Source organism: Fibrobacter sp. UWB11, from assembly GCF_900143015.1.
Classification (GTDB): Bacteria; Fibrobacterota; Fibrobacteria; order Fibrobacterales; family Fibrobacteraceae; genus Fibrobacter.
The window spans coordinates 1,063,653-1,088,168 of sequence record NZ_FSRT01000001.1 but is presented as its reverse complement, the minus strand read 5'-3'; the positions used below and the strand labels follow the sequence as shown (position 1 = coordinate 1,088,168).

The 24,516-nt window shown below is 48.5% G+C and carries 21 protein-coding genes and 1 tRNA gene; 7 read left to right on the top strand and 15 right to left on the bottom strand.

What is annotated here, in order from left to right; genetic code table 11:
• Positions 1 to 100 precede the first annotated feature (100 nt).
• Together BUQ91_RS04655 and BUQ91_RS04650 are read left to right on the top strand one after the other, a co-directional pair.
• Entirely contained in the window at positions 101 to 2,413 is a 2,313-nt protein-coding gene (locus BUQ91_RS04655) for a CotH kinase family protein (protein ID WP_074208324.1), read from the top strand.
• 63 nt (positions 2,414 to 2,476) lie between these two features.
• A complete protein-coding gene (locus BUQ91_RS04650) occupies positions 2,477 to 3,151 on the top strand; it encodes a hypothetical protein (RefSeq protein ID WP_074208323.1) in 675 nt (224 codons plus the stop codon).
• Between the two features lie 407 nt (positions 3,152 to 3,558).
• On the opposite strand, the gene BUQ91_RS04645 is transcribed toward BUQ91_RS04650, so the two are convergent.
• A tRNA-Pro gene (locus BUQ91_RS04645) sits at positions 3,559 to 3,632 on the bottom strand.
• A gap of 183 nt (positions 3,633 to 3,815) precedes the next feature.
• Here BUQ91_RS04645 and lexA point away from each other — a divergent pair.
• The gene (gene lexA / locus BUQ91_RS04640) at positions 3,816 to 4,469 is read left to right on the top strand and encodes a transcriptional repressor LexA (protein WP_072828019.1); all 654 of its coding nucleotides are present in this window, start codon (positions 3,816 to 3,818) and stop codon (positions 4,467 to 4,469) included.
• Between the two features lie 90 nt (positions 4,470 to 4,559).
• Here the strand turns inward: lexA and BUQ91_RS15645 are convergent, their stop codons facing one another.
• A complete protein-coding gene (locus BUQ91_RS15645) occupies positions 4,560 to 5,654 on the bottom strand; it encodes a hypothetical protein (RefSeq protein WP_175566597.1) in 1,095 nt (364 codons plus the stop codon).
• A gap of 2 nt (positions 5,655 to 5,656) precedes the next feature.
• Positions 5,657 to 6,181 (bottom strand): peptidylprolyl isomerase, encoded by a 525-nt coding sequence (locus BUQ91_RS04625; RefSeq protein ID WP_074208320.1) that lies wholly within the window; start codon positions 6,179 to 6,181, stop codon positions 5,657 to 5,659.
• Positions 6,182 to 6,320: 139 nt separating this feature from the next.
• Between BUQ91_RS04625 and lepA the strand changes: the two genes are divergently transcribed.
• Together lepA and BUQ91_RS04615 are read left to right on the top strand one after the other, a co-directional pair.
• Positions 6,321 to 8,141 (top strand): translation elongation factor 4, encoded by a 1,821-nt coding sequence (gene lepA / locus BUQ91_RS04620; RefSeq protein ID WP_074208319.1) that lies wholly within the window; start codon positions 6,321 to 6,323, stop codon positions 8,139 to 8,141.
• Positions 8,142 to 8,158: 17 nt separating this feature from the next.
• The gene (locus BUQ91_RS04615) at positions 8,159 to 9,139 is read left to right on the top strand and encodes a S26 family signal peptidase (RefSeq protein ID WP_074208318.1); all 981 of its coding nucleotides are present in this window, start codon (positions 8,159 to 8,161) and stop codon (positions 9,137 to 9,139) included.
• 222 nt (positions 9,140 to 9,361) lie between these two features.
• Here BUQ91_RS04615 and BUQ91_RS04610 read toward each other — a convergent pair whose 3' ends face one another.
• The 8 genes from BUQ91_RS04610 to BUQ91_RS04575 all read right to left on the bottom strand — a co-directional run bounded on the left by BUQ91_RS04610 (position 9,362) and on the right by BUQ91_RS04575 (position 17,188).
• Positions 9,362 to 9,796 (bottom strand): dUTP diphosphatase, encoded by a 435-nt coding sequence (locus BUQ91_RS04610; protein ID WP_074208317.1) that lies wholly within the window; start codon positions 9,794 to 9,796, stop codon positions 9,362 to 9,364.
• 104 nt (positions 9,797 to 9,900) lie between these two features.
• A complete protein-coding gene (gene gdhA, locus BUQ91_RS04605; protein ID WP_072828026.1) occupies positions 9,901 to 11,250 on the bottom strand; it encodes an NADP-specific glutamate dehydrogenase in 1,350 nt (449 codons plus the stop codon).
• Between the two features lie 385 nt (positions 11,251 to 11,635).
• Positions 11,636 to 12,484 (bottom strand): patatin-like phospholipase family protein, encoded by an 849-nt coding sequence (locus tag BUQ91_RS04600; RefSeq protein ID WP_074208316.1) that lies wholly within the window; start codon positions 12,482 to 12,484, stop codon positions 11,636 to 11,638.
• The gene (locus BUQ91_RS04595; protein WP_072828028.1) at positions 12,484 to 13,191 is read right to left on the bottom strand and encodes a lysophospholipid acyltransferase family protein; all 708 of its coding nucleotides are present in this window, start codon (positions 13,189 to 13,191) and stop codon (positions 12,484 to 12,486) included. Before BUQ91_RS04595 ends, BUQ91_RS04600 begins: the two co-directional genes overlap by 1 nt.
• Before the next feature lie 122 nt (positions 13,192 to 13,313).
• On the bottom strand, positions 13,314 to 13,757 hold the full coding sequence (gene fabZ / locus BUQ91_RS04590) for a 3-hydroxyacyl-ACP dehydratase FabZ (protein WP_072828029.1): 444 nt from the start codon (positions 13,755 to 13,757) through the stop codon (positions 13,314 to 13,316).
• On the bottom strand, positions 13,757 to 14,488 hold the full coding sequence (locus BUQ91_RS04585) for an SDR family NAD(P)-dependent oxidoreductase (RefSeq protein WP_072828030.1): 732 nt from the start codon (positions 14,486 to 14,488) through the stop codon (positions 13,757 to 13,759). Before BUQ91_RS04585 ends, fabZ begins: the two co-directional genes overlap by 1 nt.
• Before the next feature lie 21 nt (positions 14,489 to 14,509).
• Positions 14,510 to 16,906: a beta-ketoacyl-[acyl-carrier-protein] synthase family protein gene (locus BUQ91_RS04580; RefSeq protein WP_074208315.1), complete on the bottom strand. Its 2,397-nt coding sequence runs from the start codon at positions 16,904 to 16,906 to the stop codon at positions 14,510 to 14,512.
• A gap of 36 nt (positions 16,907 to 16,942) precedes the next feature.
• Positions 16,943 to 17,188, bottom strand: coding sequence for an acyl carrier protein (locus BUQ91_RS04575; RefSeq protein WP_014544921.1), 246 nt, complete (start codon positions 17,186 to 17,188; stop codon positions 16,943 to 16,945).
• Between the two features lie 241 nt (positions 17,189 to 17,429).
• Here BUQ91_RS04575 and fabD point away from each other — a divergent pair, with 241 nt between their 5' ends.
• Together fabD and BUQ91_RS04565 are read left to right on the top strand one after the other, a co-directional pair.
• Positions 17,430 to 18,278 (top strand): ACP S-malonyltransferase, encoded by an 849-nt coding sequence (gene fabD, locus BUQ91_RS04570; protein ID WP_074208314.1) that lies wholly within the window; start codon positions 17,430 to 17,432, stop codon positions 18,276 to 18,278.
• A 20-nt stretch (positions 18,279 to 18,298) separates the two neighbouring features.
• Complete coding sequence (locus BUQ91_RS04565; RefSeq protein ID WP_074208313.1) at positions 18,299 to 19,840, top strand: acyl-CoA carboxylase subunit beta; 1,542 nt, start codon at positions 18,299 to 18,301, stop codon at positions 19,838 to 19,840.
• 259 nt (positions 19,841 to 20,099) lie between these two features.
• Here the strand turns inward: BUQ91_RS04565 and BUQ91_RS04560 are convergent, their stop codons facing one another.
• From BUQ91_RS04560 to rplU, 4 genes are all read right to left on the bottom strand, one after another.
• Entirely contained in the window at positions 20,100 to 20,894 is a 795-nt protein-coding gene (locus BUQ91_RS04560) for an inositol monophosphatase family protein (RefSeq protein ID WP_072828034.1), read from the bottom strand.
• A gap of 69 nt (positions 20,895 to 20,963) precedes the next feature.
• Positions 20,964 to 23,333: a hypothetical protein gene (locus tag BUQ91_RS04555; RefSeq protein ID WP_254842245.1), complete on the bottom strand. Its 2,370-nt coding sequence runs from the start codon at positions 23,331 to 23,333 to the stop codon at positions 20,964 to 20,966.
• A gap of 327 nt (positions 23,334 to 23,660) precedes the next feature.
• Positions 23,661 to 23,921 (bottom strand): 50S ribosomal protein L27, encoded by a 261-nt coding sequence (gene rpmA, locus BUQ91_RS04550; protein WP_072828035.1) that lies wholly within the window; start codon positions 23,919 to 23,921, stop codon positions 23,661 to 23,663.
• A 3-nt stretch (positions 23,922 to 23,924) separates the two neighbouring features.
• On the bottom strand, positions 23,925 to 24,410 hold the full coding sequence (rplU, locus tag BUQ91_RS04545) for a 50S ribosomal protein L21 (protein ID WP_072828036.1): 486 nt from the start codon (positions 24,408 to 24,410) through the stop codon (positions 23,925 to 23,927).
• Between the last annotated feature and the right edge of the window lie 106 nt (positions 24,411 to 24,516).

Sequence of the window (24,516 nt, the reverse complement as noted above, 5' to 3'; positions counted from 1 at the left end):
CACTTAAGAAAAAAAAACAATAAAATCCATCCTATATATAGAAAACCGCTATATATTCTTAATATATACGTGTGGGTTTAGAGTTTTTAAGGGATGAGATATGCAAAAAAAACTCGTGGTTTGGTCTCTCGCTTTTGCGAGTGTGTACTTTTGCGGTTGCACCGATGACAATGCGGCGGCTCCGTTCAACGATATTCCTCAAATCAGTGAAGAAACGTCTTCATCTGCCGAGCAAAGTAATCACAACGATTCGAATTCATCTACTCCGGCAATAAAATCTTCTTCATCCAAAGTTCAATCCAACGAATCCTCGCAATTTCCATCGAATTCGGAATCATCTAGCGATAAAGCTTCTAACAGTTCTTCCTCGCTTGTCACAATTTCAAGTTCAGCAATTGCACCAGCAAGCAGTTCGGTAATAGCCCAGCTTCCAGCATTTTCATCTAGTTCCTATGCTATTTCGTATGCTTCTGTAGCAAGCAGCTCTTCTACAGCAATTGTCGCATCATCTTCTAGCGGGCTAAAAGATTACGACGATAATCACAAGCCCAAGGACAGTTTCCTCCCGGCAGCAGGATTCTATTCCAACCTCACCATCAATCCGCTTACCCCGCAAAAAGGTGGTGAAATCCGCTGTACTTTTGACGGATCCTTCCCGACTCAACAATCCGAGCAAATTACAGAAGCAAAAACGCTTACCGAAAACACAGTTATACGCTGTTCTGAATTCGTAAACGGACAAGCCATCGACACGACAACGCAAACATATTTCATCAATGAAAGCGTTTCGATGCCAGTCGTTGCCATAACCGTTAATCATCACGACATGTTCGATTCCACAGACGGACTCTATGCAACTGGTAATGTTGGCGGTGCCGCGGGGGGTATGGGCAATTGGGGCAACATGGGTGGCGGAGGGAGCAACGTAACCGACAACAACAACCCGAAATGCACAGAACCCTGCAAGGGCGCAAACTTTTGGCGCGACGACGAACTCCCCGCTCACGTAGAATATTTCGAAAACGGAAGTTCATCCAAGAGCAAAGCTTGGGAAATTGACGCAGGTATTTCCATCATCGGAAATTGGAGTCGTTACAAGCCCAAAAAGAGCGTTGCGATTAAGATGGACAACGACATCTACGGAGACAAGGTCCTCAAATATTCCTTGTTCAAGACACGCTCTGATGCAAAAAAATTCAAGGCATTCAACTTGCGCAACAACGGTAACCGTTTCTGGAGCGACTATGTTGGCGATGCCATGATGACAGCCCTTTTAGAAGGCACCGATGTTGATTACCAGCGCAGCCGCCAAGTGGTTGTGTTCTACAACGGCGAATACTTCGGCATTCACGACATGCGCGAACGCCTCAACAGAAACTTTGTCGAAACAAATTACGGCATTGATTCCAAGTCCATCAACATGATAAAGATTACGGGAACAGGACTGGAAGCTAGCGGCACCAACGGCGCTTCTACAACGGAATACCAGCAGCTTTACAACGAAATCAGCAGCGCAAATTATGCAGGCGAGAACAACGCTCAATATGAGCAAGTAAAGACTAAGCTCAATGTGAACAGTTTTGCACAATACATGTTCGCCGAAATGTATTTCCACAATGGCGACTGGCCCACCAACAATGTGCGCGCCTGGGGTGGCAATGGTCATCCGTTCAAGTTCGTCGCTTTCGATACCGACCACGGTTTCGGATTTTCGCCGGGCATTAGCGGTTTCGATGTCGACAACCAGAACATGTTCGATTGGGTGCTCGGCGCAAAGCAGAACTCTACAGGAAACCAAGGCAATCAGGGCAACCAAGGAGGCATGTGGGGCGGCTTCGGTGGAGGCGGATTTGGAGGCTTTGGCGGTTTTGGCGGAGGTGGCGCAAGCGCAGGCCCCGGCACCATGCTCAGCAAACTTCTCAACAACCCAGACTTCAAGCGACTCTTCATCAACAACGCTTGCATTTTGTTGAACAGCTACTTGACATACGAAAAAGTGCAAAAGACCGTACAATCCATGATGGCCACTATTCCCTCTTCGGAACAGCAACGTGACGAACAGCGCTGGCCACGTAACCAGGCAAACTTCAAGTGGGATCCGAACGGAAACAACTTGATTGCTTACGCCAAGAATCGCAGCGAAACCATCAAGAAAGAAATGGTCGAACGTTTTGACCTCGAAAACGAAGTTTCTGTAACAATTGGCGCAAGTGGAAATGGTTCCGTTCTTGTAGACAACATGAAACTTCCGAACAACAATTACCAATGCAAGTTCTTCAACAATAACGAGTTGTTGTTGACTGCAGTGGCAAGCTCTGGTGCAGTATTCACGGGATGGTCTGATGGTTCCACCGAAAATCCGCACAAGGTTACACCAAGAGAAGGCTTGACCATCACAGCACAGTTCAAATAAAATATTTATATTCTATTCTCCTCCCCGCAAATAAGTAATGCGGGGATTTTTTATATTAAGAGCATGTCCAGAGCAGCCAAAAGACGCAGAAAAGCAATGATGATGGAGAGTCAACCTCTCCCACCCTCCGAAGAAGGGACGATAAATCCCGCCCCCAAAAATTCACTAAGAAAGAAGGCACTAATTATTTTATTCATACTAGAGGCTTGTTTCATTATAGCATTTTTCTTTCTAAAAGCAAAAACAAATTCGTTCCATCTCGGATATTTCATCGACGAAACTTTTTTGAACAAGCTCGTAGAACGAGAGCAATACAGTACATTACTTAGAATTTCATTAGCCTTCTTTATAAGCTTTGGTTTGGGCATTATTTTACATATCTTTAAAGTATTGCCTCCAAGAAAAGACAACAAAGAACCAACTTTAAACAAATTCATTTTTGAATTTGTTATTCTAGTATTACTCGCCATTGGAGTTTCTATCCCGCAAGTTATCGAAATCCCAGCAAGATTCACGCAAAAGCCGACACTCCAAAAAGAAATCCTTATCGACAAAGATACATGGACATCGAGATCTGGGATGCATTACGACCTTATTTTCAGCAGCAAATCGAGCATAACAGTAAGCAAACGCACTTATATGGCCGCGCATACCGGAACTGAATATTATACTGTTTATCAAGGGTCATTTCTTATAGATTATTTCCCTACGGATAGATATTTTTTGAGAAAAGAATGAAGAAACTCGAATAAATACAATTGATACAGTCATATCATTTAGTAAAGTAAAAAGCAATTTCTTATTTATATTGAATAGTTATATTAGGGACATATCCCCCAAACAACAAAAATCTCCGTAACACTAGTGTTGCGGAGATTTTTTTACTAAAAAATGCGCGGAGTAGTCAGATTGGCTGCGCTGGCTTCCCGATTGAGCATCGGGGTAGCCAGATTGCTCTCGCCCCTATTCGGCTACGCCGAGTGGCTCGAGCCCTACGGGCTGCACGCACGCGTGCAGCGCAAAATCCGCCATTCGTTTTCTCTCCGTTCAAACATTGGCGGATTTTGTCGAACTGACTTCGTCAGTTCCTCTGGCACCCCACCAAATACACAAAGAGCCACCCCTGCGGGGCGGCTCTTTGTGTATCGGGGTAGCCAGATTCGAACTGACGACATTCTGCTCCCAAAGCAGACGCTCTACCAGGCTGAGCTACACCCCGAAGTGCATGCAAATATAGCAAAGATTGCTGTAAATATGAACAAAACGACTAAAAAATTTCATCTATAACAAATTTTTTCATAAAAACTTCACTTTTGTGCACTGAAAATATTGACAATTGCCCAGTTGTGCATTATATTTATATTGTATAAATTCCAGAACCCTTTATGACGAGAGGCAAAAAATGGAAAACAACAACGAAAAACGCAAAGAAATGACGGCCAGACAAGAGGAAATCTACGAATACATTAAGAAGTATTCTAAGGAAAACCACATGCCGCCAACGGTTCGCGAAATCGGCAACCACTTCGATATTTCTTCTACGAACGGTGTGCGTTCCATTCTCGCAGCCCTCATCAAGAAAGGTTACATCAACCGCTCTCCGCGCCTCAGCCGCGGTATCGAAATTTTAAGCGACGATAAAGAATCTAACAAGGAAGTTGCAAGCAATACAATTGAGATTCCAATTGTCGGTCGAGTTGCCGCTGGTACGCCGATTCTTGCCGTACAGAATCTCGAAGGCACTGTTACGATTGATAGAGACTTCCTCGCCTGCCGTAGCGATGTTTTCGCGCTGCGCGTCAAGGGTGACTCCATGATCAACGCCGGTATTTTCGATGGCGACTTGATTTTCGCTCGTCAGCAAAAGACTGCCGATCTTGGCGAAATTGTTGTTGCACAGATCGATAACGAAGCAACGGTCAAGTACTACCACCCGAGCGCAGATCATGTTGAACTACGTCCGGCAAACCCGAAGTACAAGCCGATTATTGTGAACAATAAAAAAGACTTTTCAATTGCAGGCCGCGTCATCGGCGTGATGAGAAAGGTTAATTAATTTATTTAAATTAATCCAGAAAGACAAAAATAAAAACCGAGGTTCAACGCCTCGGCTTTTTTATTTAGAATGACAGGTCGTGGAGACAAATTAATCGTCGAAATCGGCGAGTTCTTCTTCAGCTTCCTTCAAAGCTGCTGCGTCCGGTCCTTCGATATCATCGTCCTCCACTTCGTCGAGAGAGTCACCGCCCATTGCGCCCAACTGGTATTCCACCTTGCGGGCTTCCTTGGACTGACCCAAGTGCAAAATAGCTGCACATTCTTCGCAATAGCCGAGATGCTTATCGACCCAGAATTCTGGAGACACGAGATTCTTGTTGCAACGCGTACAAATTTGCGTTGCAGCCTCACGCGTGAATGCGGCATTCTGTTCTTCAAGTTCCTTCAAGATACGTTCCGTCAATTCTTCCTGCGTTTCTTCAGCAAGAGAAATCTTGTGGCGGATTGCAGAAGTCGGCTTCTTTTCGAGGTTCTTCATTTCAGAAGTAACCTTTTTCTTGTTGGCGCGTTCTTCCTGTTCATCAATTTCAACAAACATGATGAACTTGCAAGGCTTCTTGCCGCCTTCAAGCAAAACTGCATACGGATAATCAGACTTCACAGATGCCTTCTTCACTTCAACTTTCTCGGGAGCATCAACTTTCGGTTTTTCAGAAACTTTTTCAGGAGCCTTTTCAGCTGCTTTTTCAACAACTTCCTTAACAGGTTCCTTCACGACTTTCTTTTCGACTTCCTTTGCAACTTCTTTTTCGGGAGCCTTCTTGGGAGTTGCCGGAGCCTTAGCCACGACTGCCGGTTCAACCTTTTTTGCCGGAGCGGGTTTCTTGGAAGTTTCGGCAACAGATTTTGCAGCCGGCTTTTTTTCAGGAGCCGGAGCCGCCTTTACCGCTTTAACAGGTTCCTTTTTAGCAGGAACTTCCTTCTTTGCGACGGGCTTCTTGGCCGGAGCAGCCTTAGCAGGAGCTGCCTTTGCCGGAGCTTTTTTGGCCGGAGCGGGAGCAGCCTTAGCAGCAGGCTTCTTGGCTGGAGCAGGCTTGGCGGGAGCCTTAGCAGGTGCAGCCTTCGCCGGAGCCTTTTTTGCCGGAACAGCAGCCTTGGCAGCAGGCTTCTTAGCCGGAGCAGATTTCTTTTCAGAAGCACTCGCCTTTGCAGGCGCTTTAGATGTCGCTTTTTTGGAACTCATATTTACTTCTTTTCCACAATTGTAATGTTCAAAATCGGATCATTCGGGTCAATGCGGCATACGACGTCGTGTCCTTTAATGACCTTGCCAAACACCGTGTGCTTGCCGTCCAAATGCGGCTGCGGCAGGTGCGTAATGAAAAATTGCGAGCCACCGGTATTCGGGCCTCTGTTTGCCATCGAAATCACGCCGGTTTCATGCTTGAGATCATTCTTTTCATCGTCGATGGTGTAACCGGGACCGCCCGTTCCATCGCCATTCGGGTCACCACCCTGGATCATGAATCCCTGGATGACACGGTGAAAAACAAGCCCGTTGTAAAAACCAGAATTGGCGAGATCAATAAAGTTGGCTACGGTATTGGGTGCCGCCTTGAAATTCAGGTCCACCTCAATTACCCCTTCATGAGTTTTAATCAGGGCAAGAATCTGGGTCGTCCCCGTATAATCCTTGTTAAAAACTTTACCCGCGGCAAAAGCGTTTGCGGCAAGGCACAAAGCACTGCAAATAATGAACTTTTTAAACAAAGCAATCTTCCGTTGTTATCGTTCTAAAAGAACAAATTGTTCAACTAGAATATAGTTTTTTTTTAAAGGGTTCACAGCGAGTACCAATAAACAGGCACAAGATTTCTATATTTACGCAAAAACTCTTCAACATCTTAATATGCCGCAAAACAACAATATTCGCAATTTTAGTATTATCGCCCACATCGATCACGGCAAATCCACCTTGGCCGACAGAATGATTGAATTGACCAAGACGGTCTCCAAAAACGAAATGATGAACCAGCTCCTGGACGACATGGACCTGGAACGCGAACGCGGCATTACGATTAAAGCTCACGCCATCCGCATGGTTTACGAAAAGGACGGCGAAGAATACATCTTGAACATGATCGACACCCCGGGGCATGTGGACTTCACTTACGAAGTCAGCCGTTCCCTCGCCGCTTGCGAAGGCGCCATCCTCGTGGTGGATGCTAGCCAAGGCATCGAAGCACAGACGCTTTCGAACCTCTACCTCGCCATTGAAAACGATCTTACGATCATCCCGGTTTTGAACAAAGTAGACCTTCCGGGTGCACAGCCCGACCACGTAGCACAACTTGTGGGCGATTTGCTCGGCTACGATCCGGACCAGATTCCGCGCATTTCTGCAAAGACGGGCCTCAACGTAGAACAGGTGCTCGACAAGATTGTCGACGAAATCCCAGCCCCGAAGGGTGATGCTGGCAAGCCGCTCAAGGCTCTAATCTTTGACTCCGTTTACGATTCCTACCGTGGCGTGATCAACTACATCCGCATTGTCGAAGGCACGCTCAAGGCGGGCATGAAGATTCGCATGATGAAGACAGGCGGCGAATATGTGGTGACCGAAGTCGGTACATTCAGCATGCGCCGCGATCCGCGCCCGGAACTCACCGAAGGCATGGTCGGTTACGTGCTTGCAAACGTCAAGACCATCAGCGACGTGAAAATCGGTGATACGCTCACGGATGCAGCAAACCCTGCCGCAGAACCGCTCCCGGGTTACAAGGACGTGCTCCCGATGATTTACTCGGGTATCTACCCCATCGACCCGGAAGACTACAAAGATTTGCGCGAAGCCCTCGAAAAGCTCCGCCTGAACGACTCCGCACTTTGCTGGGAACCGGAAACTTCCGAAGCACTCGGCTTTGGCTTCCGCACGGGCTTTCTCGGACTTCTGCACATGGAAATCGTGCAGGAACGTTTGGACCGTGAATTCAACGTGGACATCATCACGACCGTGCCGAACGTGGAATACCACGTTTACATGAGCGACGGCTCCATGGTGAAAATCGAAAGCCCGTCCAAGCTCCCCGATGCTAGCCGCTACGACTACATCGAAGAACCATACGTAAAAGCTCAGATCTTTACGCCGAAGGAATATGTCGGCGCCATGATGACGCTTTGCGAAGAAAAGCGCGGCACGTTCGAGACCATGGAATACATCGACGAAACGAAGGTCATCCTCAAGTACGACCTTCCGCTTGCAGAAATCATGTTCGACTTCTATGACCGCCTCAAGTCTCTGAGTCGCGGTTACGCAGGTCTCGACTACACGCCGAGCGAATACAAGCGCAACAACCTCGTGAAGCTCGACATTCTCTTGAACGGCGACCCGGTTGACGCTTTCTCCGTGATTATCCACCGCGACAAGGCCAACACCTACGCAAACGCCATCTGCGTAAAGCTCAAGGACCTCATTCCGCGCCAACAGTTCGACGTTGCCATCCAGGGTGCTATCGGCGGAAAGATTATCAGCCGTTCAACCGTGAAGGCAGTGCGTAAGGACGTGCTTGCCAAGTGCTACGGCGGTGACATCACCCGTAAGCGCAAGCTCCTCGAAAAGCAGAAGGAAGGTAAGAAGCGCATGAAGAGCATCGGCTCTGTGGAAGTGCCGCAAAAGGCATTCCTTGCAGTGCTTTCGCTCAGCGACGATTCCACCGGCGGCAACGATTAATTGTAGTTTGTAGAGCAATGTCAGCACTCGATCGTAAAGTCAGGTCATTACAACGACGCCATTCCAGGGCGCACGTGTTTTTCTTGGTCTTTATACTCGGTGTTGTCCTTGCTATCATGATTGGTGTTCGCCATTACGTTATAGAGCCGGTTCGAGTCCAAGACAATTCCCTGTACCCCAAATTCAAAAAGCACGGTATTTTGTGGATGTGCAAGCTCCCCCGCTGCACCGAAAATATCAAGGACGGGGATTTTGTTTGGGGCATCATGCGCAACCAGGACAATATGGTACGCAGAGTTTTGGGCGTTCCCGGTGATTCCATCACCATCACGAATAACGGGAAGGTCTATACGCCTCACCGCAATTTCAAGTGGAATGGCGAAGACGCCTTTATTGAAACGCGCAGCATTTATGTTCCGCGCAAAGGCGATACGCTCTTTTTCAACAAGTTAAACGATGTGGAACAGGACTACCTGATTTCGCTTATGCACGAGCAGAACGAAAAAATCTACATCAAGTCGAGCCTTTGGCAAGGCAATCGTGAAATGCCTCTTGAACGCATAGGCTCCACCAAACTCGGAAATCGCCTTGTAAGCCTGCAAGAAATCGATTACATGCCTTGGCAAGACCGCTTCCTTGTAGAACTGCAGATATTCCTTGCAGAACCGGGAAACACACCCATCCGCATCAAGCGCGAACTGTACAACGCCAAAGACTCTTCCAAGATTTCATTCTACGTCGTCCCCGAAGACTGCTACTATCTCGTCTGTGAAAAGTCTAGCCACTGCGCCGACTCCAGAGAAATCGGCTATTTTACGCAAAACAGAATCCTTGGCCGAGCAAACAAAGTTGCAAACAAATTCCAAAAGCGAATTGACACTCGCATCGAGCAAGCCAAAAAAGCTATAAAAATGCTCCTGAAGGATTTATCCCCCAAGGATAAACCCAAACAAGACAAAAAGCCAAAGACAAAAAATAGCAAGACTACCAAAACTTAAAGTTTTGTAGTTTCCATAGAATTGTCAAGCGCAACAAATTCAGTACTTCATACAATCTACTGTTTTTAACTTTTGCCATTTCCACACACCATAAAAATGCCGGTATAAAAGTTAACTTTTCTAGCATTTCTAAAGCAAATAAGTGCCACATTTTGCAAACAATGGATTGCAAAATCACAAAAATAAAATATTTACGAAAGAAACCGACTAAAAGGAAACGAATTAAATTCCGGTTGAGCCAAAGCCACCACGATCAGCGCCATCAAGCGCGCCTTCCACAAACGTAAGCGTCGGCTGGATTTCCATAATACGGAACTGCGCAATGCGACTCCCCTTTTCAATCGTAACATCGCGAGTCGCGTACACAGGCATTTTCCACCAGTCGTTCGCGCCACAGTAGCTCGAGTCCACCACTCCCACCGAATTCGCCTGTAGAATGCCGAAGTTCTTGAAAGTGGAACTACGGGGAGCAATGTGTGCCTCGTAGCCTTCAGGCAACTTCATCGCAACACCTAGATGAATCAAGCGGAACTCCCCCGCCTTCAGCGTCACGGTCTCTGCCGCAGCTAGGTCAATCCAATCGGATTTGCCGCCGATATAAGTGAGTTTCGGGATCGATTCATCGAGATACTGAATTTTAATTGTCTTCGTGATCATGATGCAAATATAAAAATAGTTGACAAAAAGCTGCAGTTAAAGAAAAAAAGCCCCCGGCTCTTTCGAGACCGAGGACTTTTTAGAGTGGTAATTTCCTTCGGAAATTACACCGCACCCTGCCACTTCATGGCATCGGCAACCTTGAGGAAGCCAGCGATGTTTGCACCCATGACGAGGTTCTTCTTGTCGCCGTACTTGGCAGCAGCGCCAGATGCAGCAGCGTAGATGCTCTTCATGATGCCTTCGAGCTTCTTGTCCACTTCTTCGAATGTCCAAGAGAGACGTTCGGAGTTCTGAGACATTTCGAGACCAGAGGTAGCAACGCCACCAGCATTAGCAGCCTTAGCCGGTCCAAAGAGAACGCCAGCCTTCTGGAAAGCTTCGATAGCTTCCGGAGTAGACGGCATGTTAGCACCTTCAGCAACAGCCTTCACGCCGTTAGCGATAAGAGCCTTTGCACCTTCGAGGTCGAGTTCGTTCTGAGTTGCGCACGGAAGAGCGATGTCGCACTTGACCGTCCAAACGCCCTTAGAACCTTCGTGGTATTCAGAACCCGGAACGAGCTTAGCGTATTCGCTGATACGAGCGCGCTTGTTGTTCTTGAGGTCGAGAACGACGTCGAGGTTGATGCCGTTCGGATCATAGATGTAGCCGTTGGAGTCAGAAACGGTCACAACCTTAGCACCGAGCTGAGTAGCCTTCTGGCAAGCGAACTGAGCAACGTTACCAGAACCGGAGATCACGACAGTCTTGCCCTGGAAGGAGTCGTTAGCGAGGTCCTTGAGCATTTCGCGAGTGAAGTAGCAGAGGCCGTAACCGGTAGCTTCGGTACGAGCGAGAGAACCACCGTAGGAGAGGCCCTTACCCGTGAGAACGCCAACCCATTCGTTGCGAATGCGCTTGTACTGACCGAACATGTAACCGATTTCGCGAGCGCCAGTACCCTGGTCACCAGCCGGCACGTCCGTGTCTGCACCGATGTGCTTGCAGAGTTCAGTCATGAAAGACTGGCAGAAGCGCATCACTTCGTTGTCGCTCTTACCCTTCGGATCGAAGTCAGAACCACCCTTGCCACCACCCATCGGGAGTGTGGTCAAGCTGTTCTTGAAAATCTGTTCGAAGCCGAGGAACTTGAGCATGGAAAGAGTAACTTCGTTACGGAGACGGATACCGCCCTTGTAAGGACCGATAGCGGAGTTGAACTGCACGCGGTAGCCACGGTTGACCTGAACGTTACCCTTGTCATCGAGCCAAGGTACGCGGAAAGTGATCACGCGTTCCGGTTCGACGAGGCGGTCGATCACGCCGTTGGTTTCCCAAGACTTGTCCTGTTCGAGGACTGGGTCGAGGGATTCGAGGAATTCACGGACAGCCTGGTGGAAGAGGGCCTGATCCGGATCACGTGCGACGACCTTTTCATAAACCTTCTGAAGGTAAGCATTCTTGATTGCCATTTTATATATCTCCGTTGAGAGTTAGATTGTTAATGTTTTAACGGTTGTAAAGATAGTAAAGGGTGCTCCCAAAAAGTGAAAAAGGAGCAAAAATCTTCATTTTCTTACATTTTTGTAAGTTAGTTTTTCAGAAGTTTTAACAATTGCTTTTTTTCGCTAAAAAACGAGGGTCTACAATGCAAATACTTACATTTTTGTAAGTTTATGCATTTTGCAATTTTCAGTAAATAAAGTTTTACATTCGTAATAATGTTTTTTGTTATTCGAGATGGCGACCCCGGTACAGAGACCGGGGTGACAAGGTAAAAAATAATGGATTCCATCGCTGCGCTCCAGGATGACAGCAAAAAAATACCCGGCTCGGTGGCCGGGGTGACATTACTAATTAAATTTCCATGAAGGTTTTGATGTCGTTCATGCGACGCTTAGCGTATTCAAGCCCCATGTTATAGGATTCGTCAAGCTCATTACGGTCCGTAGCAAAGAGGTCGCAAACTTCTTTTTCCGGGCGGAAAATCAAAAGCTTGCCTGCTTTTTCGAGTTTTTCCATCTCGGAAAACATCTTCTCGTAACGCTTGTAACGCAACATGAGCGCACGGAAGAAATCCGGATACTTGCGCTTGAACATCGGGTTCAAAATCACGCGGTACTTGCGGAAGTCCGTCACAATTTCGCCGGGGTAATGCGTCGAGACCACAACGACCTTGTCGCAGCCCTTTTCAAAGGCGCGCTGGTACGGAATCGGAGAGGTCACGCAGCCATCCGCATAATGCTTGCCGTCAATCTGGGCAATCGGGAATAGCATCGGGAGCGCACTGCTTGCATTCACGATATCGAGCAAACGCTTTTCGCTCATGTATTCCTGGAAAAATTCCGAACGCCCCGTTTCCAAGCACGTCAAGCCAAATTCGCATTCCACGCCCGAACCAAAGAACAGGTGAAAATCAAAGGGCATATCGCCATACGCCGCATTGTAATGGAGCGCATAACATTCCTTCTGGATACCATCGAAAATGCGATGAGCCTTATCCCTACCCTGCTGAATTTTAGTCGGCTGGATAATGTAGCGGAAACGGCCACGCTGGCGCGTGACAAAGTTCATGGCAGCATGGCAACCAGCACTTACTCCCGAAATATACGGGAAATAAACACCTTCATCGAGCCAAGCGTCCAAAACGCCTGCCGAAAAAATGGTCTGACGCGACCCACCCTCTAGAGCCAAGCCTATTTTCACTACTTGCTCTCCTCGGAAATTTCAGCCGGAGTTTCAGCAGCGACAGGGAGAATTGCCCCTTGCTGTCCCAAAGCGATTTGCTTCAAGTTCCAGACCTTCTGGCGGAAATATTCGCTACGTTCGGCGAGATGCTTGGAAGACGGAATGCCCTTCACGCGTTCAATCGTTTCAGGTTCGTCCACCACAATCTGCGTACGGTGACCAATCTTATAAATACCATCAATGCCGAGAGAAAGAACCGGATAACCCGTACTGCGAGCGAGGAATGCAAAACCGGTCTTGAATTCGTTCAAGAGGCCATCGTAACGGCACTTGCCTTCCGGGAAAATAATAACGGAATTGCCCTTTTCGAGTTCCTTCTTGGCAAGGAGCGCCCATTCAGTATCGAGGTTAAAACGGTCGCAAGGAATCACGTTCTTGAAACGCTTCAAAGCCCAGCTAAAATGCGGGTCTTCCACCTGGTCCTTGGCAACAACGATACTGCGCTTATGGAAAAACAAGGACTGTACCATCAACGGATCAAGCATACTCGTGTGGTTTGCGATAATCACCATCGGTTGCTTCAAATCAGTAGACTTGACAGACCCTAAGAACTTCATCTTGGGACGATAAACTACTAACAAGTAAGTGCGCACCCCGTAAACAACAGCGAGGAGCACTAACTTCCAGAACAAATCAGCAATTATATTTTTCGCTTTTTCAATCATCAACAATGCAATACTTCGCTTTTAGGAGATGCCCGAACAAGTCGGGCATGACATTTCAAGCAACGCCGGCCCTTTGACGACGCTCAGGGCAGGCTCCGGCCGGAATGACTCAGCCATCTAGACTACTTGCCCAAACTTTCCTTGGGAATGCTCGTAAACGTAAGAGAGCCCTTGGCGTGGACATTGCCGTTCACCTTGACAACGCAGTCAAAACCAACGATAACACCACCACCCTTCGTCTTGTTGACGGTGATTTCGAGCTGGTCGCCCGGAATTACCGGCTTCACGAACTTGAATCCGTCAATCTTCAAAAGAACGTACAAGTTCTTTTCGAGATCTCCGGCCGGTTTCTCGATAACGAGAGAGCAGAGCTGAGCGCAAGCTTCGCAAATGAGAACGCCCGGCATAATCGGAGTGCCCGGGAAGTGGCCCATGAAGTACGGTTCGTTCACAGAAACGTTCTTGATACCCGTAGCAGATTCGTTCGGGACAAGTTCCGTGACCTTTTCAATCATCTGGAACGGCGGACGCTGGGCTATCTTTTCGCTGATCTGGAAAATGTTCATCACAGGGAAAGACCTCCATCCAATACGATGACCTGACCTGTCACATAAGCGAACTGGTCAGAAGCGAGAGCAGAAACAACGTTTGCAACTTCGTCAGCAGAAGCAAAGCGCTTGAGGGGCACCTTTTCGAGGTAGCCCTTGCGGGTTTCTTCCGGAATGGCTTCGATCATTTCGGTAGCAACAAAGCCCGGAGCGACAGCGTTCACACGAATGCCGTAGCCGCCAAGTTCCTTGGCGAGCGTCTGCGTAAAGGAGTTCACGGCGCCCTTCGTGGCACTGTAAACTGCCTGACCAGCAAGAGCAAATTTAGAAGAAACAGAAGACATGTTGATGATAACGCCAGACTTCTGCTTGTACATCTTGACAGCGACCTGCTGTGCGCAGTAGAAGTAGCCCTTCACATTCAAGTCAAAGCACTTATCGAGCGTATCCGGGTTCATCATGAGGAGGTATTCATCGCGGACGATGCCAGCATTGTTCACGAGAACGTCGATGCGGCCGTAAGCCTTGAAAACATCGCGAACCATCTGCTTGACTTCGGCAAGCACGGCAACGTTAGCCTTGTAAATCATGCCGTCGCCACCTTCGGACTTGATTTGGTCCAAAGTTTCCTGAGCAGCAGCATCAGAGCTAGAATAGTTTACGACGACCGTGTAGCCGTCACGAGCGAGGCGCAAGGCGCAAGCCTTGCCAATCCCCTTAGAAGAACCAGTAACGATTGCAACTTTCATTATAAATTCTCCTTCAAAAATTTATTTTCCGAGAACTACAGCGTTGTAAGAACCGCCCGTAGCAAAGGAAGTCACCAAAATTTTCTTGAAGCCAGATGTTGCGACCTTCTTCTTGGAAACGCTACCGTCATTTGCAACAAAGTAGGCGTTTTCTTCGGTAAGTTCGCCACCGAGCATAAGAGCAGCTTCGGCTGCAGCAAGTGCGGCAGAAGCGGCACGGCCTTCACCCACGCGTTCCTTCACCTGGAAGAGCGGGAGGTTAGCAAGCTTATCTCCAAACACGCGTGCGTATGCAGCCTTTTCAATATCGTCAAGTTTCTTGAGACCGTTAGCAAAACCGCAGACAGCGTCAATTTCGTTTGCAGAAACGCCCGCGTCCTTGAGGGCTGCGTTAATGGCGATATCGAGAACTTCGTCGGAACCGGAGATGTGGCCAAACTTCACGTTCTTGCGGCCGTTACCGTAACCGAGAGCGTAGCAGTAAACCTTAGCACCGCGAGCCTTGGCATAGTCTTCGTTTTCGATGATAATCGAAACAGAGCCATCACCCACGACAAAGCCGTTGGAGTTGGAATACGGTTCCACAACCTTATCTGCAGCGACGTTCAGCTTCTGGCAGAATTCCGTGATAATCGGGAGATTTTCGTCCGTACCCGTAGCCATCATGACCTGTTCCTGACCGTCATGAATAACGTTCATGGAGTAGCCGATGCTATCGAGACCCGAGAGCGGGCCCGTCGTGATGGTGACGCCGTAGCCCTTGATTCCAGAAAGGATCGAGAGGTAACCACCAGCGGCATTATAAACTGTGTGCGGGAACTTGAAGGCACTACCGCCAGCGTTGCCGGCTTCAGTGATGAGTTCCTGGAAATCATAAGTAGCACCGAGACCGCCTTCGCTAGTACCCACGATGATACCAATCTGTTTTGCGTTGTCTTCGGTGACTGTGAGGTTTGCATCCTTGAGGGCGCGCATGCCGGAAACAGTCTGGAGCTGTCCCAGATTATCAAGCTTGCGGTAGAAAGCCATCTTGATGCCGAGTTCCTTGTAATCGTCGTTCGTGACGGTCGAGCAAATGGAAGCGGATTCCGGGAGCTTGCCGTTCTTGACCGATTCAAGGAATGCTTCTTTGCTGTTGCCAAGCGGGCTTACAATGCCTACACCTGTTACAGCGATTTTCTTATCCTTAGCGACCTGGCTTTGCACGTCACCCGGCTTCTTGCTGAACACGATACTTGCGTTCGTGCCACCGAAAGCAACGTTGTTGCTCATGACACATTCGAGTTCTTTTGCACGCGGAGTGTTCTGCACATAGTCCATCTGACCGACCTTAGCCTTGAGGGCTTCGGAATCTTCGGCAGTGTAGTGGAGCGTCGGGAGAACGGTATTCGTCGTAAGAGCCTTGATGCTGAACACAGCTTCGATTGCACCCGCGGCACCGAGGCAGTGACCGGTCATCACCTTGGTCGAACTAACACTCAAGGTTGGATTTTCTTCGTCAAAGAACTTGTGGAATGCATTGATTTCGGCATTGTCGTTCTTGCCGGTACCCGTACCATGAGCATTGAGGTAACCGATGTCCGTTTTCTTGATACCAGAATTCTTGACAGCGCGGTCCATCGCTTCGAGGAGGCAGATGCCATCTTCGCGCGGGGCCGTAATGTGGTGAGCATCGCTTGTGACGCCAGCGCCGAGAATTTCGCAGTAACGCTTAGCGTTACGCTTTTCGGCATGTTCCAAAGATTCAACAATCACAATGCCGGCGCCTTCACCGAGGGTGATGCCGTTGCAATGATTGAATGGAGAGCAACCATTTTCGTCCAAGGCATGGAGAGAAAGGAAGCCAGAATACGGAACAGAAGCAAAGGAGTCTGAACCACCAGCGATAACGACATCGGCTTTACCTGCGCGAATAAGGTCGCAAGCAAGAGCAATGGAAATCGTACCGGCAGCACAAGCGTTACCCACGTTTGTCACAATGCCACCCGCATGGCAGGATTCAGCCACTTGGGAAGCAATTGCAGCAATGGGCATTTTCGGAATTTCGTTGGCATCCTTACCGCCGCAATGGTATTTTTCGATGCTGAGGACACCACCCACGCAACTACCGATAATGACGCTTACACGGCTACTATCAGCAAAGTCACCAAGACCGGCATCATTGAGGGCTTCTTTTGCAGCCTTGATGCAGAGCTTGGAGGCGCGGTCCTTTTCGTCCGGACATTCAATCTCATCGAGTGTATCACAGTTCACTTCGGCAGCTAAGTCTGCATAGCAGTTCTTGGTATCGAGAGAAGTGGTCTTGTGAATACCGGAGACGGAATTCAGGGCATTTTTCCAGGTTTCTTCAACATTGTTGCCTACAGCGCAAATAACGCCAAGGCCCGAAACAACACAGCGACAATTATTAGATGTCATAGATATTCCAAACAATACTCAAATAAAAAGGCTTGATTAAGCCTTGTTCTTTTCAATGAATGCAGCGATAGTATCGATGCTCTGGAAGTTTTCCTTAGCAACGCCAGTCATGGAAACGCCGAAGTTATCATCGACGAAGGAGATGATTTCAAGGGAGTCCACGGAGTCAAGACCGATTTCTTCGCCGAAAAGCGGAGTATCGTAATTCAGGACATCGCCGTCTACACCGAGATCGGACATAAAGAATGCCTTGAGTTTGCTCTTGATTTCTTCGTTAGCCATATTATTGTATCCTCTTTTGATAAAATTTTAGCACAAAGATAGAAAAATATTCTTTCGTAAATTGCCGTTTTCACAAAAAACGTACAAAATGCAGTTTTTAGGGATAAAAGGTAAACACTTATCACACCTATATTAGTTAGTGTGTTTAAGGCAAAATGCGCATTGTAAACTTTTTTAAAAAGTATGTTTTCTGTAATATATAAATACCATTTACAGTAATATTATTTACTAAATTTGAGCCATGATTTCATACGTATTTCCCGGTCAGGGCTCTCAGTTCCCAGGAATGGGCAAAGATTTATTCGAGTCGAACGCCGACGTAAAGTCGATGTTCTTAAAGGCAAACGAAATTCTCGGCTTCAACATTACGGATGTAATGTTCAACGGCACCGCAGAAGACCTCAAGCAGACGAAAGTCACGCAGCCAGCAGTGTTCCTGCTCTCTGTTGCTATGGCTAAGGTCCAAGGTGGCAAGCCGGATATGGCCGCTGGGCACTCGCTCGGCGAATTCTCCGCACTTACCGCTACGGGCGCCATTACGTTCGAAGCAGGCCTCAAGCTCGTTGCAAAGCGTGCCGAAGCCATGCAGAAGGCTTGCGAACTCCGTCCGGGCACAATGGCCGCTGTTCTCGGCGGTTCTGATGAACTCGTCGAAGATGCTTGCGCACAGGTCAAGGACGCCGCAGTTGTTCCGGCAAACTTCAATAGCCCGGGACAGGTCGTTATCTCTGGCGAAAAGGCTGGTATTGACGAAGTTGCCGCCTACCTCACTGGCAAGGTGAAGCGCGTCGTTCCGCTGCAGGTCGGTGGTGCATTCCACTCCCCGCTCATGGAAAGCGCCCGTGCAGAACTTGCAAAGGCTATCGAAGAAACTGAATTTTCGACTCCGGTCTGCCCGGTCTACCAGAACGTAGATGCCAAGCCGCACACGGATCCGAACGAAATTAAGGCTAACCTGCTCACTCAGCTCACCTCCCCCGTCCGTTGGACACAGACGGTCAAGAACATGATTGCAGACGGTGCCACCGAATTTAAGGAACTTGGCCCCGGCGAAGTCCTTACCAACCTTATCAAGCGCATTCAAAAGTAATCGCTACACACAGGAATACTATGTGGGATAAATCGTATTTAGAAAAGTTGAGCGAACGCAACGCCAAGGCACAGGCCGGTGGCGGCGCCGCTCGTGTAGAAAAACAGCACTCCCAGGGCAAGCTCACCGCTCGTGAACGCCTTGAAATCCTTTTTGACAAGGGCACGTTCAAGGAAATCGGCGCCATGCGCCTTTCCCAGAGCATCGAGCTCCCGGAATCCAAGCGCATTTACGGTGACGGTGTCGTGACGGGTTACGGCAAGATCAATGGCCGCCCGGTTTACGCCTGCTCACAGGACTTCACGGTGAGCGGCGGTTCTCTCGGTTCCGCACACGCCAAGAAGATTTGCCACGTGATGGACCTCGCCCTTGATTCCATGGTGCCGTTTATCAGCATTAACGACGGCGGTGGCGCACGTATCGAAGAAGGCGTTAGCTCCCTCGACGGTTACAGTGGCATTTTTGCCCGTAACACTTGGGCAAGCGGCGTGATTCCGCAGATTTCCGTGATTCTCGGACCGTGCGCAGGTGGTGCTTGCTACTCTCCGGCTATTACAGACTTTATCTTCATGACCGAAAAGACGAGCCAGATGTTCATCACGGGCCCGGCTGTCGTGAAAGCTGTGACTGCAGAAGTCGTGACTCCGGACCAGCTCGGTGGCGCAGGCGTTCATTCTTCCAAGTCCGGCGTTGCACATTTTGTGTACAAGGACGACAAGGAATGCCTCGAAGGCGTGCGTAACTTGCTCAAGTACCTCCCGCAGAGCAACACAGACAAGTCTGTCGCCCAGATCGGTACAATCGTAGACAAGTCCGCCGACATCGAAGAAATCATTCCGGACAACTTTAAGCGCGCTTATGATGTTCGCGACGTGCTCAACTGCTTCGCCGACAAGGATTCCTTCCTCGAAATCCAGCCGGAATTTGCAAAGAACGTCGTCATCGGCTTTATCCGCCTCGACGGTAACGTGATTGGCGTTGTCGCTAACCAGCCGAAGTACCTCGCCGGTTCTTTGGACGTAGACGCTAGCGATAAGGCCGCACGCTTTGTCCGCTTCTGCGACAGCTTCAACATTCCTATCCTTACGCTCGAAGACGTTCCGGGTTACATGCCGGGTACGAAGCAGGAACACAACGGCATTATCCGCCACGGCGCAAAGCTCCTCTTTGCATACGCCGAAGCAACTGTGCCGCGCGTGACCCTCATCCTCCGCAAGGCATACGGTGGCGCATACATCGCCATGAACAGCAAGAACCTCGGTGCAGACTGCGTGTTCGCCCTCCCGATTGCACAAATCGCCGTGATGGGTGCTGAAGGCGCTGTTGACATTCTCCGCAGAAAGGAAATCGCCGCATCTGCAGAACCGGCCAAGCTCCGCGAACAGTACATCAACGAATACGAAGAAAAGTACTTGAACCCGTACATTGCCGCTGGCAACGGATTCATTGACGAAGTCATTGAACCGAAGAGCGTTCGCGACCGCCTTGTTTCTGCGTTCGAAAACTTGAAGAACAAGAAGAAGGCTGTGCTTTGGAAGAAGCACGGAAATATTCCGCTGTAATTAGTTATTAGTCATTGGTCAATAGTCATTGGCCAATGCTAAAAACTGTTAGAAAATGAAAGATCCCGGTTCCGTTGGAATCGGGATTTTTTTTGTTATACGAGAAATTATGGATGGGGCAAGCCCCAACCTCTTAGGCTCGGTTATATCTATGCAAGCATAGCTGCAACGCTCGCCTTTTGAGGTTGTCTTATCGGCACATCGTGCCTCCAGGATGACGAATGTTTTTCGTCAAATCCAGTAAAGGTTCGGCTAGCGCCTATTGCAAAGTTTTCACGAGGGTGTCGTGTAAAAGGCCGTTGGTAAATATAACCTGTTCGGCGTCGACGAACTGCATGGGAGTGCCATCGATGTGCGTGGACTTGCCACCCGCTTCTTCGACGAGGAGCGCTATAGCCGCAATGTCCCACGGATAGCTCATGGTCATTACAAAGCAATCAATGCGGCCGCAGGCCGTGAAGCAGCCTTCAATCACAGCAGAGCCCAAGCACTTCACGCGTTCGAACGTTTCGGCTTCGCGGGCAAAGTTGTGCGAATTCTGCGCATTAATTTTTGCAGCATCACCAACGTTAAAGTCTCCATTCGAAACAATGGCATGCGTTGCATTAGATTCGCGGCTCACGTGAATTTGTTTGTTATTCATGAACGCACCCATGCCTTTTGCTGCGGTGTAGAGTTCACCGAGTTTGGGCAAATTAACAACCGCCACCAGCGGTTTGCCTTCAAAATGCAAGGCAATCGAAATTCCCCACAGCGGAATGCCGCGGCTAAAATTCACCGTTCCGTCGACGGGGTCGATAATCCAACGGTAGCGCGGGTCCGAGCCTTCGATAATGCCAGCTTCTTCGGTGCGGATGGAGTGCGTCGGAAATGCCGCACGAAGCCCTTCGACAATAAGCTTTTCACTGCTGACATCGGCAATGGTCACAACGTCTTTGACGGATTTGTAGCGCACATCGCCAAGGTTGTTCTGGAGTTCAAGGCAAAGGTTGCCCGCTTTAAGAGCAAGGTCCTTTGCGACATTCAAAAAGTCTTCTGTATTCATTTCTTTCATTTTTTAAAAGGCGATCCCGGCATAAAGCCGGGATGACATTGTAAATAGAACTGCGCCAAAGGCCGCGCTCTATTTTTTATATGCGCAGCAGCGGAAGCCAATGGTCGGAGATTTGTAGAATGACGAAGCTTCTCGGTAATAGCGCTTTTCGCCTGTCAGGAACACCGGTTCCTTGCGAGACGGTTTGTACGTAAGACCATTCGCTAAAGAGTCAAGCCAAGTCTTGCCACCTTTTTGGTATTCGGAATAAAGCGAGTAATCCGTTCCAATAACCTTACCCTTGGAATCAACGACATCATAGAACTGGAGCGTATCCTTGAAGTCGCTCTTTGTCAATATTTTGTACAACGTTCTCGTCGTATCGGCGGCATAAACCGTATCGACCTGCGTACCTTCACGGTAGAGATACACCGTATCTTGCGTGTACGCCGGACGCGTATAGAACGGGAAGGCACGGTTGGTGCAGTATGCAATAGACTCGCGATCGAGGCCTTCAAAAATCTTGTAGCTAGAGCCCTTCAAAACGGCAATGGTATCTTCGGATCGACCCATCACCCACTCTTGGTACTGGCCCGGTAAATCCCTCACGCCCATCGGGTTCATGCAACCCGCATCGCGCTTAGCAATATCGGCAGCAATCGTAGAATCATTCGTGCTCACATTGCACACGCGGAAGAGATAATCAGAAGCATCGGTATCATCTTCTTCAATCACGCCGTACGAAAGCGAGCCACCCGACAAGCAAGCCAGTTCCCAATCGCGTTCACGGCAAAGAGAAACTTCAAAGCCACTTGCAGAAATAGCTTCACATGCAGCAACAGCTTCGGAATGCAATACGTTTGTCACAAATTTTCCATCTGCATCTTGATGTTCTAATCGCTCCATGCAGAACGACGTGGTGTCGGATGTAGAAACAGCCACAAAGCCAACTGGGCATTTCAGTTCATAACCGAGCTTACCCGGCGAAACAAACACCGTATCCAGCAAAGCATCAGATTTATAGCCGGAATTATCTACAGCCAAAATTCGCAGAATAATCGTATCGCCAGGAGCAACCCTGCGGATTGTGTCGCCTACAAACGAGCCTGTATCCAAGACATCCAATTTAAACGTTCCATCATCTTCTTTGATATAGTGCGCCCCAAAGCGATCCTCGGCTTCAGCATTACGCTTCCAAGACTTGTCTACTTTATTGTAATACTCGACAATGTATTTCGAGACTTTTTCATAACATTCGTGAACATGGCAGTTCTTCGGAATAACAAGTTCCGAATCAATTGTAATACCATGCTTGAACGTAATCGGGTCAACACTTCGATTCCAATAAATACGGACTCGGTTATTGCTATCCAACTTTGCATATCCCGGGAACAGAGAATCTTCCTCGACAAAAATCTTGCTCGGCATTAACGGAGCAATGGAATCCGTCGTCATAATCCCTTTCCAGTTTTTAGGATCGACCTGAACGTCCCCTTGAGAACCACTGCGGTTGCCAACGATATCCCAAGACGAGAACCCCACCTTGTATTCATAGTTATCGGTATTGGACCTCGTGCGGAGCCCTTCGATAATCATGCGGAAATGGTTTTTCACCGGATTAGAGGCATCATACCCTTGACCATCAAAAACAACAAGGCGAAGATAATTTTTGTCCTTATCGTTTCGTTCGAGTTCCTTAACATACACGGAATCATTGGTATGAACAATCTGAGCATTGCGCTTGTAAATCGTGCCACCCGTATAATCAGTGCCTGCAGGAGATTGAACAGAAACCTTCAAATCGCGAATATCTTCGTCCGGGCGGTCAATAGCGTAAATAACGACATTATATCCGTAAATTTTGCCCGAACCAGCACCAATCATATGGAAACTCGTCTGGTCTGTGGGGCGATCCCATGAAAGCAACACTCCATTGGACCAAACAGAATCATCAGGCACAACAATCGCAGGGTCAAAATTGTCCTTAAAATGCAAAAATAAACGCTGTACAGCACCTGGGTCGCCCCCATCCGTATATTCGCTGAACAAAGCCACCTGGAGGGAATCATAACCGTCTTTGATAAACGGCGCAACCATTTTAGACACATCGATTGTGTCGTAATAACGGCCCGACTTCTTGTACTCGTGGAAATAAGTTTCCTCATTTGAGGTATCGTGAGCAAGCCGAATCTGCTTATCGCTTACCGCCTTAGAAGTGTCGTTAACAATTGTCGTATCGAACCAAAGGCACAGCCCCGCGTAATCGTCAAGACGATATGGATAGCGGTAACGGATTTTAAAACAGGAATTGCTATCAGCTCCACCTGTTTCACAATCGTAAAGAACAGAATATTCCGAAATTTCCCTGTCGAACATGTATTCCGGACCTTCATCGTCATCGGAGCAGGCGAAGAGAAATACAGCGACAAGAGATAAGAAATAAAGTTTTAATAAGCGCATAGAATTCACACTAACAATGTAGAAAAAACGCAAATAATAAAACTAGTACTTCAGCTCAAACTTTCCAATTTCATCGCGCAAAATAACGCGATCGTTCTTGATGGCGACAACTGTAACTTCCCAAATCTTCTGCCCGACGCTCACGACCGCAGATTCCCCACGGAATTTGTGGATTGCGACCGGATTATTCCCCGGTAAAATAGCATCGAGATGGATCCGAGCAAACGCGCCCTCGTAGGATTCAGCACAATCATCGGAGAATAAAGTTTGTTTTATAAAAAAAACCGGGCGCTCTCGCGTCCGGCTTTTAAAAGCTAACCAAAGTTATTAGGCTTCTTCAGAATAGACAGAGACCTTCTGGCGCTTTGCATCGAGGCGTTCGAACTTCACCTTGCCATCAATGAGGGAGAACAAGGTAAAGTCCTTGCCCATACCGACATTGTTGCCCTTGTGGAAGTGAGAACCGCGCTGACGAACGATGATGTTGCCAGCCTTGACGGTTTCGCCCGCATACTTCTTAACACCAAGATACTTGGCGTTACTGTCGCGGCCGTTACGTACTGAACCTTGACCTTTCTTATGTGCCATGGATTAAGCCTCCTTAGCCTTACGCAAAGAGTTCTTCTTGACCTTAGCCGGCTTCGGAAGTCCCTGAGCGATTTTTTCCTTGCGAGTGAGCGGCTTGTTCTGAGCCTTCTGCTTAGCAAGGGCAGCCACGCGAGCGCGGTTGCGGGTAATAACTTGAGGGTCTACGACTGCAGATTCAGCGCCAGAGCGGAGTTCCGTGACGAGCACCTCGGTATAGCCCTGACGATGACCGTTACGACGTTCGTAACGAGTACGACGCTTCTTCTTGAACACGATGATCGTGTCTTCCTTGCCATGGGCGAGAATTTCGACCTTGACAGAAGCATCATTCAGGACAGGGGTGCCGACTTGCACTTCTTTTCCGGAGAAAAGAAGGACGGACTTGAGCTCCAGTTCAGAACCAACAGCGGCGTCGATCAACGGGAGCTTGTAGGCCTTGCCGAGCTCGACTTTATACTGGAAACCACCTGCTTCAACAATAGAATACATTTTGTAATCCTTTTTAGGTTGCTATTGGGACCACAAATTTAGTAATAGTGCACAGAAAATCAAAGGGGATTGTTGGTAAAAACGAGTAAAAAAGGCTAAAAAAGCC

Excerpts from the sequence above, each read along its gene's own strand:
- BUQ91_RS04655 (WP_074208324.1), top strand. The coding sequence starts at position 101 with ATGCAAAAAAAACTCGTGGTTTGGTCTCTCGCTTTTGCGAGTGTGTAC.
- BUQ91_RS04650 (WP_074208323.1), top strand. The coding sequence starts at position 2,477 with ATGTCCAGAGCAGCCAAAAGACGCAGAAAAGCAATGATGATGGAGAGT.
- lexA (WP_072828019.1), top strand. The coding sequence starts at position 3,816 with ATGGAAAACAACAACGAAAAACGCAAAGAAATGACGGCCAGACAAGAG.
- BUQ91_RS15645 (WP_175566597.1), bottom strand. The coding sequence starts at position 5,654 with ATGAGTTCCAAAAAAGCGACATCTAAAGCGCCTGCAAAGGCGAGTGCT.
- lepA (WP_074208319.1), top strand. The coding sequence starts at position 6,321 with ATGCCGCAAAACAACAATATTCGCAATTTTAGTATTATCGCCCACATC.
- BUQ91_RS04615 (WP_074208318.1), top strand. The coding sequence starts at position 8,159 with ATGTCAGCACTCGATCGTAAAGTCAGGTCATTACAACGACGCCATTCC.
- BUQ91_RS04610 (WP_074208317.1), bottom strand. The coding sequence starts at position 9,796 with ATGATCACGAAGACAATTAAAATTCAGTATCTCGATGAATCGATCCCG.
- gdhA (WP_072828026.1), bottom strand. The coding sequence starts at position 11,250 with ATGGCAATCAAGAATGCTTACCTTCAGAAGGTTTATGAAAAGGTCGTC.
- BUQ91_RS04595 (WP_072828028.1), bottom strand. The coding sequence starts at position 13,191 with ATGATTGAAAAAGCGAAAAATATAATTGCTGATTTGTTCTGGAAGTTA.
- fabZ (WP_072828029.1), bottom strand. The coding sequence starts at position 13,757 with ATGAACATTTTCCAGATCAGCGAAAAGATAGCCCAGCGTCCGCCGTTC.
- BUQ91_RS04585 (WP_072828030.1), bottom strand. The coding sequence starts at position 14,488 with ATGAAAGTTGCAATCGTTACTGGTTCTTCTAAGGGGATTGGCAAGGCT.
- BUQ91_RS04580 (WP_074208315.1), bottom strand. The coding sequence starts at position 16,906 with ATGACATCTAATAATTGTCGCTGTGTTGTTTCGGGCCTTGGCGTTATT.
- BUQ91_RS04575 (WP_014544921.1), bottom strand. The coding sequence starts at position 17,188 with ATGGCTAACGAAGAAATCAAGAGCAAACTCAAGGCATTCTTTATGTCC.
- fabD (WP_074208314.1), top strand. The coding sequence starts at position 17,430 with ATGATTTCATACGTATTTCCCGGTCAGGGCTCTCAGTTCCCAGGAATG.
- BUQ91_RS04565 (WP_074208313.1), top strand. The coding sequence starts at position 18,299 with ATGTGGGATAAATCGTATTTAGAAAAGTTGAGCGAACGCAACGCCAAG.
- BUQ91_RS04560 (WP_072828034.1), bottom strand. The coding sequence starts at position 20,894 with ATGAAAGAAATGAATACAGAAGACTTTTTGAATGTCGCAAAGGACCTT.
- BUQ91_RS04555 (WP_254842245.1), bottom strand. The coding sequence starts at position 23,333 with ATGCGCTTATTAAAACTTTATTTCTTATCTCTTGTCGCTGTATTTCTC.
- rpmA (WP_072828035.1), bottom strand. The coding sequence starts at position 23,921 with ATGGCACATAAGAAAGGTCAAGGTTCAGTACGTAACGGCCGCGACAGT.
- rplU (WP_072828036.1), bottom strand. The coding sequence starts at position 24,410 with ATGTATTCTATTGTTGAAGCAGGTGGTTTCCAGTATAAAGTCGAGCTC.